Below are 18,049 nucleotides of genomic sequence, written 5' to 3'. Positions count from 1 at the left end.
TCCTTAAAATTTTAGTACAAAATTATTATTGCAAAAAATGTAGATTTTATTCTAAGCAAATTATTATTATGTATGTTATAATAGTAATTAGAAATTTTTTAGACTATAGTTTATTTTATTGTGGAGGATACTGATGAAATATTGTTTAATTGCTTCATTTACAAAAGACTCTTATTTAAACGTTGAAACCATCCAAAGGAATGCCTGTAAAAAGTATAAATTATATAAAAGAATTCCAAACCTTCACGTTTCTCTTCAGATGCTAGATGAACCCAATCTTGATAAATTAGACTCAATCATAAAAGATGAACTCTCTATATATAAGAAGTTCAAAGTACAAATAGACAAAATACATTTAGCATATAATTCATCAAGTAAAATGGTATCTTTAAAGGTTGAAAACAAAGGTTACATAAATAGAATAATTAGAAATACTAACGAAAAGCTTCACTACGGAGGTTTTAAGTTTTCAATGCCCCATAAGGAATATAACTTATTTATTCCTCTTGCTAATGGGAACTATCAACTTAAGAACATTCTAGAACAAGAATCTGCTGCTACTTTAGAAACTATTCCAGAAAAAAACTACTCGTTTTTAAAAATTGAAAGTTTTGATCTTTGTAAAATGGCAGGACATAGAAAAATGTATTTAGTAAAAAAATATCAACTTAGAGATTTTTAATATTCTCCTCATTTGATTATAATTATAAAGGTATATAAACGTGAAAATATTTTAATATATTGTTATGTTTATGTGCCTTTTATTTTTGTTTCCCTTTTTATAAATTTCAAACAATTTTAAAAGTTTTTTATTGTAATCGTTTAGGAGTGCTTTTCTTATTTTCAACTTTAATATAAAATAATAAGTATACTAAGAGTAAAAGAAAGGCGGCTCATTTTCATGAATTTAAATAAGCTTTTTCATTTACAAAAAAATTTAGACAAAACACTAATAAATCAAAGAAATTTATCTAATGAAAATCTATATTCACAAAAAACCTTAGCTCTTCAAGTGCAATTTGGTGAACTTGCAGGTAAAACTCGATGTTTTAATTATTGGAATAATGAAGTTCAATGCGAAAGAAATGCAATTTTAAAAGAATACATAAATTGTTTGCATTTTATTCTAAGTATCGGCCTCGATAAGGAGTATATTGAATTTAATTTGCCTGATTCAAGCTTCTCTCCCAATATGGTTGACCAATTTTTAGGTCTATTCATCGATATAAATGATTTTGTAATATGCTCTTCAAAAGATAACTATATAACTCTTTTTCAAGATTTCATAAATCTAGGTAAGAATTTAGGCTTTGATGACTCTGAAATTGAAAATGAATATATAGAGAAAACTGAACTTATAAGGCAAATGTAATTTTATTATTTGAGATAATTACGAGGGATTTTTCTGCAAGACTATCTTACATATTAATAATTGCAGAAAAATCGCCATTTTTTTATATACCTAAGGACTTTCAATTTATAATTCATACGTTTATAGCTCTTTGTACCCCCCTATCTTATAATACTCTCATAAATAGACAATTCATTTACAAATAATATTTTAATATGCATACAAACTTATTATAATCATCCCTTTTTATATTTATTTAAATTTTTCAAATCTCCTTTTTTCTTACTAATACCCAAAAGATTCATGGCAAAATAATTAAAGCTAAATCCTACCCAAAAACCATACTCCTTTTCCATAATTCCAATAATTGAAAATTGGCATCATATTAATAATTAAAATAAGGTTTCTTTATTACATGTAATATTTAATAAGCTAATAACAAATAATAAAAGATAAATATTTTATAGTGAAAGGAAGATGATATAAGCGTGTTAGCTAATATACAATGTAATAAATTGATTAATGAAAAATCTCCTTATTTACTACAACATGCCCATAATCCAGTAAATTGGTTCCCTTGGTGTGATGAAGCATTTTCAAAAGCAAAATCAGAAAACAAACCAATATTTCTTAGTATAGGCTACAGTACTTGCCATTGGTGTCATGTAATGGAAAAAGAAAGCTTTGAAGATGATGATGTAGCTAAAATTTTAAATAGAAATTTCATCTCAATTAAAGTAGACAGAGAGGAAAGGCCTGATATAGATGAAATTTATATGAAAGTATGTTCATCTCTTACAGGTAGTGGGGGGTGGCCACTAACCATAATAATGACACCTGAGCAAAAACCGTTTTTTGCAGCAACCTATATACCTAAAAATGACAACATGCATATGGAAGGACTGATAAGTATTTTAGAAACTATAGCTTATCAGTGGACTCAAAACAAAACAGAACTGTTAACTATAGGAAATAAAATTGTAGCTACTCTAAATGCACATCATCAAACTACTTCAAAAAAGCTATCAACCGAAATTTTAAATGAAGCTTTTTCTCTATTTGAAGAACATTTTGATGATATACATGGAGGTTTAGGATCTGCTCCAAAATTTCCAATTCCACATAATTTAATTTTTTTAATGAGATACTCCTATCTATCAAATAATAAAACCGCTCTTAATATTGCACTTAAAACTTTAGATTCAATGTATAGCGGCGGAATATATGATCATATTGGCTATGGTTTTAGTAGATATTCTGTAGATGATACTTGGCTTGTCCCTCACTTTGAAAAAATGCTGTATGATAATGCACTTTTAGTTTATGCTTATATTGAAGCCTTTAAAATAACAAATAATAATAAGTACAAAAATATTGCGGAAGAGATATTTACCTACATATTAAGGGATATGACTTCCAATGAAGGTGGATTTTACTGCGGTGAAGATGCCGATTCAGAAGGAATTGAAGGCAAATTTTATGTATGGTCTAAAGATGAAATAATTAGCATCCTTGGAAAAGAGGCTGGTGAGAAATTTTCAAAACATTTCAATGTAACAAATAAAGGTAACTTTGAAGGAAAAAACATACTAAATTTAATTAATTCCTCTGATGTAGAATTGGAAAAAGATTTTTTAAATAATTGTAGAAATAAGCTATTTGAGTACAGAGAAAAAAGAGTTCATCCTCATAAGGACGATAAGATTTTAACCTCTTGGAATGGATTAATGATTGCAGCTATGGCTTTTGGTGGAAAAAGCTTCAAAAATATGACCTATATTAACGCAGCTGAAAAAGCAACAAATTTTATATTTAATAACTTAATTAATGAAGATGGAAGACTTCTATCAAGTTATCGTAACGGCAGAGCTGATATAAAAGGTTATTTAACAGACTACACTTTTTTTATATGGGGATTAATAGAGCTTTATGAAGCTACTCATAAAGCAAAATATATAGAAATGGCTATAAAATTAAATGATGATATGATAAAGTACTTTTGGGATGAAAAGAATAAAGGACTTTTCCTTTACGGAACTGATAGTGAAAAATTGATACTAAGACCAAAAGAGATATATGATGGAGCACTACCATCAGGAAATTCTACTGCTGCTTTAAATCTTATAAGATTATCTAGATTAACAGGAAATTATGATTTAGAAAATAAGTGTTTAGAATTACTTGAAGCTTTTAATGAGGAAATAGAAGACTTTCCTATCCAATATTCTTTTTCTTTGCTTTCAATATTATTTTTACAAAATAAATCCAAGGAAATTGTTCTAGTTTCATCCTGTGATGATAGTAAATCAAAGGAATTTCTTAACATAATTAATGAAAAATATAATCCTCTTTCAACATTTATTTACTATATAAAAGGTGATAAATCTTTAGAGAATACCTGTAGTTTTATTTCTGATTATATTACCATAGATAATAAACCAACTGTTTATATATGCGAGAATTTCTCTTGTAAACATCCAATTACAAACATAAATGATTTAAAAAAACTACTTTGATATAATAAATTTAATCACCTTAGGTAAAAATATACTTGAGGTGATTTTTTATGATTGGCATTATATGCTCTATAATCTCTGGTATTTGCATGAGTCTTCAGGGAATTTTCAATACTCGACTTAGTGAAAAAATAGGCTTATGGGAAACGAATGCATGGGTTCAAGGCACAGCTCTTTTAGTAACTCTTGTGATTTGTTTAATATATGGAAATGGTAACTTCAAGCAGATTATGACTGCTAATAAATTATATTTAACAGGTGGAATACTTGGTGCTGCAATTATTTTTACTGTTATGATGGGAGTATCTTCCCTGGGTCCTACCTACTCTATTAGTGTAATATTAGTTGCTCAATTATTGTCTGCTGCCTTAATTGACCTTTTGGGTTTATTTGATACTGATAAAATTACTTTTGGCACAACAAAAATCATAGGGGTTATCCTTATGCTAGCAGGCATAATATTCTTTAAGATAAAGGGATAATTAAAAAGCTAAACTTATACAGTGTTATTAATAAGTTTAGCTTTAAATTTCTAATGACATCCTCCGCATGAAGCACAGTTTCCCGTACAATTGCCTCCATTTTTTCCGTAAAACTTACCTTTATATATTCTTTCTGAATCCTCACTACCACACTCTGGGCATTTAGCTTTTTCATCAGGACTGCTTACTATCTCAAAAAATTGATTTCCACAATTTGAACATTTATAGTCTATTAATGGCACCTATATCCTTCCCCTTTCTTATGTAATTTCCCCTTAATTATATTTCATTCGCTTTATAAATTCAAATAAACAATGTCATTTATTTAATTTGTTAATATAATATAGTATAGCACTTTATTGAGGAAATACTATGTTATCTTTAAAACACAAATTAGATCCAAACCTTAAAACTATACTTGATGAAAATACTTACAAATCCATAAGAGTTATAGTTCACTGCAAAAAGTTTCAAGATAGAATACTTTCTAGACTAAAATCCTACAAAAGTACAATTTTTCACTCTGTAAAGCTTAATAATTGTATATCTGCTGATATATCTTCAAATGCAATAAAAAGGCTTATAGAGTATCCAGAGGTTGACTATATAACCATTGATGATTTTTGTTTTATATGTGCCTCAGAATCTTCCTCAAACTACACTTCTAGCTTAAAAAATAGCACAACCTTTTCTGGAAGAGGCGTATGTGTTGGTATTGTTGATACTGGTGTGTATCCTCATTATGACCTTAAATACCCTATGCCTAAAATAGATAACTTTGTTGATTTAATAAATGGACTAAATTACCCTTATGACGATAACGGACATGGTACCTTTATGAGTGGGCTTATAGCTGGAAGTGGTAAAAGTTCTAAAGGCGACATTAAAGGACTTGCCTATAATTCAAAATTATACATGATAAAAGCTTTTGAAAAAAACGGTAGAGCGTATACTTCTTCAGTGCTATCAGCATTAGAGATTTTAATAAACGAAAGTAGTGAACATAATATAAAAATAATTTGTCTACCCTTTGAGGGATTTTTTCAAAATTCATTTTTGTTATCTATGTTTTCACAAACCTTCAAAACAGCGGCTGATAAAAATATAGTTATTGTTTTACCAAGCGGAAGTAATAAAAATACTAAAAGTTCCATACGTTCCATAGCAGCCTTGCCTCATTGTGTAACAGTGTCCGGAATAAATATTCATTCAGGTTTTAAATCTTATACTTACTCCGCTTCAGGCCCACTTACAGCGCTAGAAAAACCAAATTTATGTGCTCCTTGCACAGATTTAAATTCACTTAATTGCGATGATAGCTATATATCAGAGAGAAACGACAGAAAAATATACCCTAGAGAATTAAAAAAACCGTATACTAAATATACGGGAATATCTTGTAGTGCTGCCTATGTAAGCGCTGCTTTAGCCTTATTATTCGAGAAATCTCCAGACTTATCTTATAAAGATGCAGTTTCTATATTAAAAACATCTTGCAATCTTCTTAAAATTCCAAAATGGCAGCAAGGTGCAGGATTAATAGATATAAATTCTCTATTAAATTAAATATATGTAATATTTAAATATTTCTACATTATATACATGTTTTATTTTTCAGTAATTCATGAATTAATTTTTGAAATTTGCACATATTATTTATAAACAACTTTGCAATCAAATGATTTATCTAGAAAGATTTTTATATAAACCAATTATCATGTTGTATACTCTAGTTAAATCATTTGTCTAAATATTATCCCCGAAATTAATAATTTCGGGGATCTTATAATTTATGATCTAAATATAACTTCTTCCCTATTAAACATATATCTTGCAAAGGAAAGTGCAGCTACTAAATAAACAATCATCCAACCAAAGGTAATTGCTATATGAGTGTAATTGTGTATTCCTACTAAAAACTCTTTTATTAGACAGGTTGCATTTGTTATTGGTATATTGAAATAAAGCATTTCTATATTCTTAGGATCTTTCATCATTACTAAATAAACAAGAACTATAGATATAATAGTTACAGGACTTAGATAAGTTTGAGCTTCCTTAAAGGATCTTGCATAAATACTTATAGCAAGTTCAATAGCTCCAAAAACAATTGTAGTTATAATTGGAAGAATCATTATAAGTACTATAGTCTCTAATCCTAAATTTATACCACTTCCACTTGAAAACATTCCACCCTTTTGATTTATAGTAATACATACACCAACAAGGGATGCTAGGGATATTATTATTCCAACCACACTTATTGCTAAAATCTTTCCCCATAATATTGAAAGTCTACTTGCTTTAGTTGTAAGAAGTGGTTCAAGAGTTCCTCTTTCTTTTTCTCCTGCTCCTAAGTCAACAGATGGTCCGACAACTCCAGTTGCACTATATAACATTAATAAAAGTGGTACTAATATAGTAACCATAAGTGCTCCTGCTCCACTATCCTTTTGAGTTTTATCTACATTAACTTTTACTGGTGTTAATACTTCTGGATTTATATTTCTTTTAGTAAGCCTCATAGACACTATTGACTTTGAATATCCATCTACATAAGAATTAATAATATCATAGGCTGTCATAGCATCTGTACTAGAATTATCATAGGTTAAAGTGATTTTTGTATTAGTATCTTTCTTTAGCTCCTCATCAAAATTCTTTGGAATAGTTACAGCTACTAATATTTTTCCATCTTTAACATCGCTTTTTATATTGTTCGATTTAACTATTTTTATATTTTTTTGTTTCTTTAAATAACCTCCAAGCGAACTACTTCCCTTATCCACTATGGCAATTTTCAAGTTTTCTTTTACATTTTTCTCACTCTTATTAACCACATTAGACATAAAAAATGATATCAGCGGAAGTAAAAGCATTGGCACAAGTATACTGAAAATAATCGTCTTTCTATCTCTAAATATATCCTTAATTTCCTTTTTAAAAACTATCATTGTAGTATTTTTCATATTATCTCCCCCTTACCTACTTTATTAACTCTAAAAATACTTCTTCTAAATTATTGTTATTGTGTTTCTTTTTAAGTGCCTCAATATTTCCTTGCTCAACTATTTTTCCTTTATGAATTATAATAACTCTATCACAAAGCTTTTCTACCTCTGGCATACTGTGACTAGAAAAAACCACCGCTTTATTTTCCTCTTTACAATGTAATATAAAGTCTTGAACAATTCTTGAAGCACTGACATCCAATCCTGTAGTTGGTTCATCAAAAAGCACTACTGAAGGATTATGAACTATTGACCTTGCGATTGATACCTTTTGCTTCATGCCTCTGGAAAATTTGCCCACCCTCTTATCGATGTACTCCTCCATTTGAAGACTTCTAGTTAAATTTTCTATACTTTCTTTAGCAACTTTGTTTGACATTCCATTTAATTCTGCAAAATACATAATATTTTCTCTTGCTGTAAGTCTGTCATAAATTCCAACCTCGCCTCCAAAAAGTATTCCGATCTCCCCTCTTACCTTATCAGCTTCCTTCTTAGTATCATATCCATTTATAATTGCCTTGCCCTCTGTTATCCTTAGCATTGTAGCTAACATTCTAAGAGTTGTGGTTTTTCCTGCTCCATTTTCACCAAGAAGTCCAACAATTTCTCCCTCTTTAACCTCAAAACTTATATTATCAACGGCCGTTATATTTTTAAACTTCTTTGTAAGCCCTTTAACTTCTACCATAACTTTATCCTCCTCAAATTTATTTCCGATGAATATATTCTATAAAATTCTAGTACAACCTTGTAGTCCTTTAAGTAATTCAAAAAGTTACTTAAGTCACTTTTTAATAAAAATTATAAAAACAAAGAGCACATATTATAAAAATACATGCTCTTATATATATTAACCTATTTATTATCTTTAAGTCCCTTTATTATTTCTTTTAAACTATCAGCACTTTTATTTAACTTATCAATTTCATCTTCACTTAATGGAATTTCAAGCTTATTTTCTATTCCATTAGAAGTTATAACGCATGGTATACTCAATGCTACATCACTTATACCATATTCCCCTTCAAGTGTTGATGAAACTGGAAGAATACTTTGTTCATTTAAAAGTATTGCTTTTACAAGTCTACTTACGCTCATTGCAATGCCTGCACTTGTATATCCCTTAAGTTTAAGAACTTCGATTCCTGAATCTCTAACTTCAGTGTCTATTTGTTCTTTATCTGCGTGTGCTTCTACTTTGAAAATATCATCTAATTTATCAAAAGGAATTCCTGCAATATTAACATCGCTCCAGGATGTAAATGAAGAACCACCATGCTCTCCAAGAACATAACCATGAACATTTTTACTGTCCACATTATATTTCTTTCCAATAATTTTTCTCATACGTGCAGTATCAAGAAGTGTTCCTGTACCCATTATCTTATTCTTAGGATAATCAAAATTATTTTGACAATAATACGTTGCAATATCAACTGGATTTGTTACCACAATTATAATTGCATCTTTAGTGTACTTTACTATATTTTTCATTATTGAATCAGTAACCTTAACATTTGTATCCGCAAGAACTAGTCTATCTAATTTATCATCTGGCTTTAAGCTTGGTCCTGCTGTTATAACAACTATCTGAGCATCCTTGCAGTCTTCATAACTTCCTGCCCTAACCTTTACATTAGGACTATATGCAAAAGAAGTGGTATGACTTGCATCAAGCGCTTCTCCTTGAGCTTTTTTATCATTTATATCTACAATAACAACTTCTGATAAAAGATTAAGTGAAAGTACAGAATTTAAAACTGCTGATCCCACCATACCTGCACCAACTACGACTAACTTATTTTTAACAAAATTCATTGTTTTGCCCCCTTCGTTAAATACTAACTATAATTTTAGTATAACGTTATACCCAAGTCAATATTATTTACTTTTAGGTAAAAATGTGCAAAAATATATAATAAGATTTTAAAGAAATGGGTGATAAAATGTCTACAATAAAGGATGTTGCAAAATTATCTGGTGTTTCACCAAGTACTGTGTCCATAGTTTTAAATGGTAATTCGGCAAAACGAAATATATCAGAAAAAACTCAAAAAAAAGTTATGGACGCTGTAAAAAAATTAAATTATCACCCAAATATTGCAGCTAGAAAGCTTAGAAGCAAAGACTCTCGTAGTAAGCCTACAATAGCATTATATTGGTCTTCAGACATTAGTGTTAATATAATGTCTCGCTTTTTAAGAGGACTTTATAGTGAACTTACAAAATCAGATAATGACTATAATGTTGTTATTTGCCCATATAAAACCAACTGTCTTCATCTTGAAAAAGGTATTCAGAGTGAGAATAGCTTTGATGCTGCAATTATTGCTAATGTATCAAATTGTGATTTAGAGTATCTAAACAATACTTCCCTAAATCTACCTATAATATTATTTAACAGACTCTCTAAAAAATATTCTTCTGTAAATGTTAATAATTATAATATGGGAAAAATAGCTGCAGATTTATTTAATAAGAATGGCCATAAAAAAGTTGGCGCTATACTAACAAAATCTTTAAATTTATCTATGGCTAATAGAAATAAAGGATTTATAGAAACTTGTAAAAACTATGGAATTGAACTATCGGAAGATTATATAATAGGCTCTGATAATTCTATAAAAGGAGGAGCCTATGCTGCAAAAGAGTTTCTTAAATTAAAAAATACACCTAAAGCATTATTCTGCAATTCCGACAGCATAGCTCTAGGTGTAATTAACGTACTAAACAAAGAAAAAATAAATGTACCTGACGATATTGAACTCATAGCTATAGGCATGACTGACAATGACTACACTGAATTTAGCAATCCCTCCATAACTATAGTTGATATACCTATTGAAAAAATGGCAGAAGGTTCTATAAAACTTATATCTGACTTACTTAATGGAAAAATTTATAATCCAACTTCACTTACCTTTGATGCACCTTTAATTATCAGAGAATCCTGTAAGTGATATTATAAAGCTTCCTTTAGGTACTTCCAAAACTTTCTCTATAATATTGATTAATGCTTCAGATTTATTCAGCATTGTTTCCATATCAAGTCTAAAAACTCCTGGATCAAGGGTAAAATTAATTTGAGTAATTAAAAGTTCTGCTACTGCCTCTGGATATTCTGTATTAAATAATCCTTCTTTAACTCCCTGCTTTATTATATCTGCAAATAAAGGAAGATGAGTTTTTATAGTATAAATAATGGTTCTATAATGCAGTCCTGCATTTTCTTCTAAATGAAGTGCTTCAATAAGTTTGTCATCAATATCAGATTTTTTACTTTTACCCTCTATATATATTTTTACTGCTTTTATTAACTTATCCATTGCATTTGACTTTTCATTTTCTAATTCTCTTTTTATTTTACTAAAAATAATATCTGATTTTCTAGCAAAAATAGCTATAAATATATCTTCTTTAGATTTAAAATAGTAATAAAAAGTACCCTGTGCAACAGAAATTTTCTTAACTATATCACTTACCGACGTTTTATTATATCCAACGGTAGCAAACAACTTTTCAGCTGCATCCATGAGTTCACTTTTTCTTTCCTCTGGATTTTTTGATATTCTCACGTAAAAGGCCTCCCTAATATATAAATCTGATTGAAATTATATATTATTGATTGACATAAGTCAAATCCTCTATATATAAAGTTGTGTCTTTACTGCTTTTATATTTTTTATTTCAAAGTATACTAAACCAATAGCTAATATCGCTGTAATAACATCTGTTATAGGATTTGCTAACCATATCCCATTTCTACCCATGAACTTAGGTACTATAAAAAGTAAGGGTATAATAATTATCACTTGTCTAAGTAAAGTTAATATTATTGCATACTTAGCTTTACCTATATATTGAAAGTAAGTGGAAAAAATAATGATTATGCCAAACAAAGGAATACTTATTGAATACATTCTAATTGCTGGTACTCCCATATTTATTATTGCCTCTGTTCCTTTTGCAAAAGCAGAAAAAATATTTTTACTAAACACTTCAAATACAATAAACGCTATTACAGCAAAAATAGTTGCAGATATTGTTGAGAGTTTAAGCGTTTCTAATAATTTATCATGTTTTTTTGCTCCATAGCTGTATCCTATTATAGGCTGCATACCTTGACTTATACCATATATAGGCATATATATTAGAAGGCTAAAGCTATTTAAAATTCCAAAAACAGCTACTGCATTATCTCCTCCATAAACTAAACATTGTTTATTTATTATAATAACTATTAAACTCATAGAAATTTGCATTATAAACCCCGAGATTCCCATACTTAGTGATTCCTTAATTATATTCTTTCTAAGCTTTAAATTCTTGACATGAATCTTTATGAGCGCACCTTTAGTAAAATAGGTACTTGTTGGAAGCGTTGATGAAATTGCTGTTGAAATTACAGTTGCTAAAGCTGATCCTGCTATTCCCATCTTAAATACAAATATAAATAGCGGATTTAATATTGTATTTAAAATAACTGATACCAAAAGATTTACCATTGCTCTCTTAGCTCTTCCTTGTCCTTTTAAAATGTTATTCATTGTATAACTTAAAACCTGAAATGGAATTCCTAGTATTATTATTTCTGTATATATTTTTGTATAATATAAAACCTTACCCTTTGCCCCCAGCGATACTAAAATAGGTGTTAAAAAAACATATCCTAAAATCATTAAAATACCTGATACTATAAAAATCAAGACAAAGGTATTGCCAACAATATTCTCACAGGCCTCTGTATCCTTTTCTCCTAATTTTATTGATACAAGAGAAGTTGCTCCTAATCCAACTAACATAGAAAACCCCATTATTATTAAAGTTACAGTATAGGCTATACTTATAGCTGATATTCCAAGTACCCCTACGCCCATACCTACAAATAATCTATCACAAACATTATAAAGTGCATTTGCTAACATAGCTATTATAGCTGGCATTGAAAATTTAAATAAAAGTTTTTTAACCTGTTCATTTTCTATTTCATTAACTTTAGACATATTTTTTCCTCCTAAAATTCTTTGACTGACTTAAGTCAATTATATTTTAACTCTTTGACTGACTTAAGTCAATTATTTTATTGAATATTTTTCCTTAAATCCATTCTTTTATAGTATAATTATTTTATTGATTACACTCTAAAGGAGATTTTATATGAAATTTAAAGCTGAAATTTTTGATAAACTTCAATTTCTGTTTAAAACCTATAAATTTAATGATCATGTTCTACACTGCGTTATAAATTTTGATGGAAAAATCAATGTAAATGTTCTGAAAAGAGCACTATTAACCACTCTAGACGTAGTTCCTATTTTAAAAACCAGATATGTAGAAAACGTACCAGAACCATATTGGGAAGAACTCTCTAATATAGACTTTGATAATATTCTAACTCTTACTACTACCGAAGATGAGTTCAATAGATTGCTAACTTCTAAAATTGATGAGGCAAAAGAAGTTCAAGTTAAAGCCTATTTACTTAAATCAGAAAATCATAAGCTTGCTATACTAATGAATCATATGATATGTGATGCTGCTGGCTTTAAAAAGTACCTATATACTTTATGTGACATATACTCTAAACTTATAGCTAATATTGATTACTCCCCTACTTTGGTGCTAGATGGTAATCGAAGTATTAAGTTAATAACTAATGAGTTTAACTTAATTAATAAGTTTAAAAGTTTTATAACTCAAAATCATGAAAGTAACGGCTTTATTGATTTAAAATTTCCTATGAAGGAAGAAGAGTCTTTTAATGCTTTTATATTAACACATACCTTAGATAGTAATAGGTTTAAAAACATTATAACCTACTGCAAATCTAATAGGTTTACTATAAATGATGTACTCCTTGCCGCCTTTTACAGGGTAATTTATAAAATTTTAAACAATCAAAAACTAAGCATTTCTGTTGCTGTAGATATGAGAAAGCATTTAAAATCAAGGAATATAAATTCCCTTTGTAATTTAACTTCTACAGTTATAAGTACAATTGAATGTAAAGACAATGATACCTTCTACGATACTGCAAAAAAAGTGAATGCTAATATGAATTTGAAAAAGAAGAATTTCATTGGCTTAAATGGTCTTGTTAAAATCTCTCTTCTTTTCAAAGTACTTAGTTATACTAGATTGAAAAAATTACTATCCTCTCATTTTAATAATCCCCTTATAGGAATGACCAATATAGGAATTATAGATAGTAAAAGGCTTTGTTTTAATGGAACTAAGATACAAAATACTTTTATATGTGGCTCCATAAAATATAAACCTTATTTTCAGTTAGCTGCAACAACTTATGATAATACTATTACCTTAAGCATAAACCTATATGGTACCCTAGAGGACAAGAAAAATATCAATGATTTCTTCACTATTTTTGATAATGAACTTTTACTGTAAAAACAATTAAATGTTATAATTTTCATATAAACTTAATGGAGGTAAAAAAATGATAGATTTATTAAAAACTAGAAGAAGCATAAGAAAATATATGGATAAAGAAATTGAAAAAGAAAAAATTAATACTATTCTAAAGGCTGCACTCTTAGCTCCAACTTCTATGGGTAAAAGATCTTGGGAATTCATAACTGTTACAGACAGAAATTTAATTGAAAAACTTTCTACTGCAAGAAAAATGGGAAGTCAATTTCTTAAAGGCGCTCCTTTAGTTATTGTTGTTGTTGGAAATCCAGAAGTTACTGATGCTTATATAGAGGATGCCTCTATTGCTTCAACTTTAATTCAAGTTACAACTCACTCTATTGGTCTTGGCTCTTGCTGGTGTCATGTAAGAAACAGAGATAGAAATGAAAACGAAACTACTGAAGACTTTATAAAGGCACTTTTAAACATACCTGAAAATCTAAAAGTGGAATGTATGATAGGAATAGGCTATCCAGATGAAAAAAGACCTGCTTATACTGATGAAAACTTACCTTATAACAAACTTCATAACAACAAATATTAAAACCCATAAAAACAAAGAGGAAATGAGCTTAAATAAAGCTTATTTCCTCTTTTTATATTCTTAAAAACTGTACACCCAAAATAGATGTTAAATCTTCGATATCAATAATAATATTACTAATGTGATTAATTATCATCAATATGTTTGGATAGTATAGCTTGGGATAATTCTTAATTAATAAGTTACCTTGTATATAATCTAAAAAATCATACGGTTTTATAAATATTGTTTCCGGTGGGGATGACGACTACAGAACCCAAACTATTGGTGACATTAATTCTATGTTTTTTAATTGTATCTACTGTTTTTTCTCTTTCTATATCTAAACTCTCATAAAATTCCCTTGTTTTATTATCTAATCTCAAAATCTCATAAAATTCTCTAATACCATCTTCACTCAAATCTAAAATCTCATTAAATTCTTCAACACCCTCTGCATACCATTGTAAATTCTCATTGAATCCTCTAATACCCTTTACATTTGAACCTTCAATGTTTCTATCTAATTTATTTATACCCTGAAAATTACTTTTGTAATATCCTAAATCCATAAATTTCGAAGAAACATCATTATTTTGGGTTTTTACGCATCCACCCCCTTTATCGTTATTATGTTTCTTAAGAATAAGGGTTTTAAAAATCTTCACTTTGCATCTCTCCTCCAATAATTAATTCCTAATTATTGTTGGCCGGTTGCACCACTAACTCCGAATTTCCCAGGTGCCCAAGTAAAGGGAATTCTTCATAGTTTCCAACGCTTAATTTTTTACCCTTGTAAAACTCTTAACAATATTCTTTTCGTATATTTTTCTTTTTACTTAATAGGTAATTTTAAAAAAAATATATTTTTTTATCGTTTTTTGCAGAAAAAAAGAGAAACGCATGAATTTTTCTGACGTTTCTCCTTAAATTGTTAATATTACTTAATTTTATTTGTTAAGTGATGTTGGTTGAGGTATTAAACTAATTGTATTATCAGTTCCTATAACATTATAAAACGGTGACTCCACTTTTGATGATATAGCATTATCAAAATATCCACTTATCGTATTGTTTGTGATATTGTTATAAGTATTGGATGGGTCTGGCTGTATCCTTACTCCAAATGGACAACTATTAGTTAAATTAATAATTGTATTACTATCTATGTTTGAATTAGTTACCATATAGTCTATCATTATTCCAGAATCATATGTGGTATCCCATGAGTTAAGCTTTCCGCCCTTTAAATTATAGTTTGAGTTACTTATATGATTTTGTGAAATTGTTAATGCATCCGAATAAAGAGCATATATACCATTATAATCTGGTGAATCTATATTGTTTCCTACCATTTCAGAACCCTTTAAATTACTTGCTTCAATTCCAAAGTACCTTGCTCCAATTATAGTATTATTATCAATTTTTAAGTTATTTGCTCTATAATTTGTAGGAGTAGCTGCTGTATTTTCTCTTGCAACTGAAATACCTGAGTAATTTGAGTTTTCTATTGTATTTCCAACTATTTTATTATCATAAGCAGGAACAGCATATCTGATTCCGTTAGTTGGTGAATTTTCTATTACATTATATGAAACTTCAGAATTTCTTGATAGGTAAAATGCTACTCTAGTACCAATGATAACATTGTTATCTAAAGTTCCATATCCTTGCTTTGAAAAGAAAACTCCATCTCCTGCATAGTTTGAATAAATTTGATTTTTTTCTACGATGTTATTTAAATTTAAGTTATTGTTTTCTACATCTGCTATATCATCTGTTCCATCCTTTACAAAAACTACTGCGTGATTGTTTTTTGCTCCATAAATTGCACAGTTTTCAACGCTAACATTATTTGAATTATGACATGATACTGAAATACCTCCGGCCTGATTATTAATATTCAAATTCGATACTTGAACATTATCACTGCTAATCTCTATAGTATTTCTTGATGCATTAGTTTGTACTAATTTTGTATTATCTTTTGATTGTCCTTGTATAATTATATTGGGTTGATTTATTACTATGTTACCGTCTAAATTATATACTCCGTCTGAAATATAAAATTTAGTTTTGCCTTGTGCTATAAGTGCATTCAAAGCATTATTTAAAGATGTTCCTGAATAATTAGTTGAATTTATTACTGTCCAAGTACTATCAATTTGTTGTGCCTTTAATTTTGCTGAACCTGCAATAATCATAATAAATGCCAAACAAAAAACCATTTGTAATTTTAATTTACCAATTTTCATGTATATCCCTCCTAAATTATATAATCTATTTTGTAACAGCACTTTGTGCTTTAGATGACTTTAAAGTTACTACATTTCCATCTCCAATAATATTGTTAAATGGCGCATCAACTCTTGCTGATATACCATCTCCAAAATCTCCATTAACTATGTTATTGATTATAATGTTCGAGTTGTTAGACACATTGGGTTGTATTCTTATTCCATATGGACAATTTGTTGCAGAATTTACTATTGTATTACCATCCATGCTTGAACCAGTAACAGTTGAGTCCAACATTATTCCCGCATTATATCTTCCATCCCAATGTTGAACTTGTCCATCTATTGAAAGATAGTTCGAATCTTGTATTTGATTTTTAACTACTGATAAAGCATCTGATGATAGCATATATATTCCATAAAAATCAGCATCTTGTATATTATTACCTGATATATCTGAATTCTTTAGATTATTTACTTCGATTCCAAAATACCTTGAACCAATTATAGTATTATTTTTAATTTTAACATCATTAGCTCTATAACTTTCAGGTGTAATTGATGGATTATATCTTGTAGCTAAAATAGCTGAGCCTGTACTATTTTCTATTGTGTTACCAACAATCTTATTATCATAAGCAGGAACCGCATACCTAATTCCATTAGTTGGCGAATTCTCTATTCTATTATTAGTTACATCTGAGTTTCTAGATAAATAAAATGCTATTCTACTCCCATTAATAATGTTATTTTGAACTGACCCATGATTTTGTTTTGAAAATAAAACTCCATCCCATGGATAGCTAGAAAAAATATCATTATTGGACAAAACATTACACATATTTAAATTTCCACTTTCAACATTTTGTATTTCATTTTTGCTGCCTTTAATAAAAACTACTGCATTATCATTTTGTGCTCCATAAATTATGCAACTGTCCACAGTAACATTATTTGAGTTTTGAACGGATACAGCAACCCCTCCTAATTTATTATTGATGTTAAGGTTGGAAATCTGTACTCCATTTGCAGTAACGTCTATACTATTACTTGCTGGATTATTTTGAACTAATTTTGTATTCTCCTTTGATTGTCCTTGAATAATTACATTATCATCATTAGCTTGTATATTTCCTGTTAAATTATACACTCCATCTGTAATATAGAACTTTCTTTCTGGCCATATCTCTCTATTTATCACTTCATTCAGAGGTCTACCTGCACAGATTGACGGATTGATTATAGTCCATGTGCTATCAACCTGCTGTGCCGCTTTTAACCTTTGGTTTCCTATTCCCATTATTATTAAAGCCGTAAATAAAATCAACCCTACATTAAAAACGTACATTTTAAGTTTTTTCATTTTTATTCCTCCTATCCAATATAAATGTAAGTAAAACATAATTTTTATAATTTCACTTATATTATAATTCTCTCATAAATTTACTTATTTGTAATCAGAATTTCAAAAAAAAATACTATTATTTCAGTTAT

The 18,049-nt window shown here is 28.8% G+C and carries 17 protein-coding genes and 1 riboswitch; of the genes, 8 read left to right on the top strand and 9 right to left on the bottom strand.

Features of this window, described 5'->3' with window-relative positions:
* The first annotated feature begins 133 nt into the window (after positions 1 to 133).
* The 4 genes from CLFE_RS01810 (at position 134) to CLFE_RS01795 (ending at position 4,349) form a co-directional block, all read left to right on the top strand.
* The gene (locus tag CLFE_RS01810) at positions 134 to 682 is read left to right on the top strand and encodes a 2'-5' RNA ligase (RefSeq protein WP_077850822.1); all 549 of its coding nucleotides are present in this window, start codon (positions 134 to 136) and stop codon (positions 680 to 682) included.
* A 219-nt stretch (positions 683 to 901) separates the two neighbouring features.
* On the top strand, positions 902 to 1,372 hold the full coding sequence (locus CLFE_RS01805; protein WP_077833599.1) for a dUTP diphosphatase: 471 nt from the start codon (positions 902 to 904) through the stop codon (positions 1,370 to 1,372).
* Positions 1,373 to 1,839: 467 nt separating this feature from the next.
* A complete protein-coding gene (locus CLFE_RS01800) occupies positions 1,840 to 3,867 on the top strand; it encodes a thioredoxin domain-containing protein (RefSeq protein ID WP_077894202.1) in 2,028 nt (675 codons plus the stop codon).
* A 50-nt stretch (positions 3,868 to 3,917) separates the two neighbouring features.
* Positions 3,918 to 4,349: a DMT family transporter gene (locus CLFE_RS01795; RefSeq protein ID WP_077833604.1), complete on the top strand. Its 432-nt coding sequence runs from the start codon at positions 3,918 to 3,920 to the stop codon at positions 4,347 to 4,349.
* Between the two features lie 50 nt (positions 4,350 to 4,399).
* Here CLFE_RS01795 and CLFE_RS01790 read toward each other — a convergent pair whose 3' ends face one another.
* Complete coding sequence (locus tag CLFE_RS01790; RefSeq protein ID WP_077833605.1) at positions 4,400 to 4,591, bottom strand: FmdB family zinc ribbon protein; 192 nt, start codon at positions 4,589 to 4,591, stop codon at positions 4,400 to 4,402.
* Positions 4,592 to 4,721: 130 nt separating this feature from the next.
* On the opposite strand from CLFE_RS01790, the gene CLFE_RS01785 reads away from it, so the two are divergent.
* On the top strand, positions 4,722 to 5,915 hold the full coding sequence (locus CLFE_RS01785; RefSeq protein WP_077894203.1) for a S8 family peptidase: 1,194 nt from the start codon (positions 4,722 to 4,724) through the stop codon (positions 5,913 to 5,915).
* 224 nt (positions 5,916 to 6,139) lie between these two features.
* Here CLFE_RS01785 and CLFE_RS01780 read toward each other — a convergent pair whose 3' ends face one another.
* The 3 genes from CLFE_RS01780 to CLFE_RS01770 form a co-directional block, all read right to left on the bottom strand.
* The gene (locus CLFE_RS01780; protein WP_077894204.1) at positions 6,140 to 7,318 is read right to left on the bottom strand and encodes an ABC transporter permease; all 1,179 of its coding nucleotides are present in this window, start codon (positions 7,316 to 7,318) and stop codon (positions 6,140 to 6,142) included.
* Positions 7,319 to 7,334: 16 nt separating this feature from the next.
* Positions 7,335 to 8,051 (bottom strand): ABC transporter ATP-binding protein, encoded by a 717-nt coding sequence (locus tag CLFE_RS01775; protein WP_077894205.1) that lies wholly within the window; start codon positions 8,049 to 8,051, stop codon positions 7,335 to 7,337.
* A gap of 167 nt (positions 8,052 to 8,218) precedes the next feature.
* Positions 8,219 to 9,181 carry an L-lactate dehydrogenase gene (locus CLFE_RS01770; protein ID WP_077833609.1) on the bottom strand — a complete coding sequence of 321 codons (963 nt, stop codon included), beginning with the start codon at positions 9,179 to 9,181 and terminating at the stop codon, positions 8,219 to 8,221.
* 128 nt (positions 9,182 to 9,309) lie between these two features.
* On the opposite strand from CLFE_RS01770, the gene CLFE_RS01765 reads away from it, so the two are divergent.
* Positions 9,310 to 10,323 (top strand): LacI family DNA-binding transcriptional regulator, encoded by a 1,014-nt coding sequence (locus tag CLFE_RS01765; protein WP_077894206.1) that lies wholly within the window; start codon positions 9,310 to 9,312, stop codon positions 10,321 to 10,323.
* Here CLFE_RS01765 and CLFE_RS01760 read toward each other — a convergent pair.
* Positions 10,297 to 10,938: a TetR/AcrR family transcriptional regulator gene (locus CLFE_RS01760; protein ID WP_077894207.1), complete on the bottom strand. Its 642-nt coding sequence runs from the start codon at positions 10,936 to 10,938 to the stop codon at positions 10,297 to 10,299. The two genes, CLFE_RS01765 and CLFE_RS01760, sit on opposite strands and share 27 nt — an antisense overlap.
* Before the next feature lie 69 nt (positions 10,939 to 11,007).
* Entirely contained in the window at positions 11,008 to 12,366 is a 1,359-nt protein-coding gene (locus tag CLFE_RS01755; RefSeq protein ID WP_077894208.1) for an MATE family efflux transporter, read from the bottom strand.
* A 154-nt stretch (positions 12,367 to 12,520) separates the two neighbouring features.
* On the opposite strand from CLFE_RS01755, the gene CLFE_RS01750 reads away from it, so the two are divergent.
* Both CLFE_RS01750 and CLFE_RS01745 read left to right on the top strand, forming a co-directional pair.
* On the top strand, positions 12,521 to 13,771 hold the full coding sequence (locus CLFE_RS01750) for a siderophore synthetase (protein WP_077894209.1): 1,251 nt from the start codon (positions 12,521 to 12,523) through the stop codon (positions 13,769 to 13,771).
* A gap of 49 nt (positions 13,772 to 13,820) precedes the next feature.
* On the top strand, positions 13,821 to 14,339 hold the full coding sequence (locus CLFE_RS01745; RefSeq protein WP_077851440.1) for a nitroreductase family protein: 519 nt from the start codon (positions 13,821 to 13,823) through the stop codon (positions 14,337 to 14,339).
* Positions 14,340 to 14,545: 206 nt separating this feature from the next.
* On the opposite strand, the gene CLFE_RS01740 is transcribed toward CLFE_RS01745, so the two are convergent.
* The 3 genes from CLFE_RS01740 to CLFE_RS01730 all read right to left on the bottom strand — a co-directional run bounded on the left by CLFE_RS01740 (position 14,546) and on the right by CLFE_RS01730 (position 17,918).
* The gene (locus tag CLFE_RS01740; protein ID WP_077894210.1) at positions 14,546 to 14,986 is read right to left on the bottom strand and encodes a hypothetical protein; all 441 of its coding nucleotides are present in this window, start codon (positions 14,984 to 14,986) and stop codon (positions 14,546 to 14,548) included.
* A 31-nt stretch (positions 14,987 to 15,017) separates the two neighbouring features.
* Positions 15,018 to 15,101: riboswitch (cyclic di-GMP riboswitch) on the bottom strand.
* A gap of 167 nt (positions 15,102 to 15,268) precedes the next feature.
* The gene (locus CLFE_RS01735; protein ID WP_077894211.1) at positions 15,269 to 16,573 is read right to left on the bottom strand and encodes a right-handed parallel beta-helix repeat-containing protein; all 1,305 of its coding nucleotides are present in this window, start codon (positions 16,571 to 16,573) and stop codon (positions 15,269 to 15,271) included.
* A 25-nt stretch (positions 16,574 to 16,598) separates the two neighbouring features.
* Entirely contained in the window at positions 16,599 to 17,918 is a 1,320-nt protein-coding gene (locus CLFE_RS01730; protein ID WP_077894212.1) for a right-handed parallel beta-helix repeat-containing protein, read from the bottom strand.
* Positions 17,919 to 18,049: the final 131 nt, after the last annotated feature.

Source organism: Clostridium felsineum DSM 794 (assembly GCF_002006355.2).
In the GTDB taxonomy this organism is placed as follows: domain Bacteria; phylum Bacillota; class Clostridia; order Clostridiales; family Clostridiaceae; genus Clostridium_S; species Clostridium_S felsineum.
The sequence above is the reverse complement of the archived record's forward strand: the minus strand, read 5'-3'. Positions and strand labels throughout refer to the sequence as shown.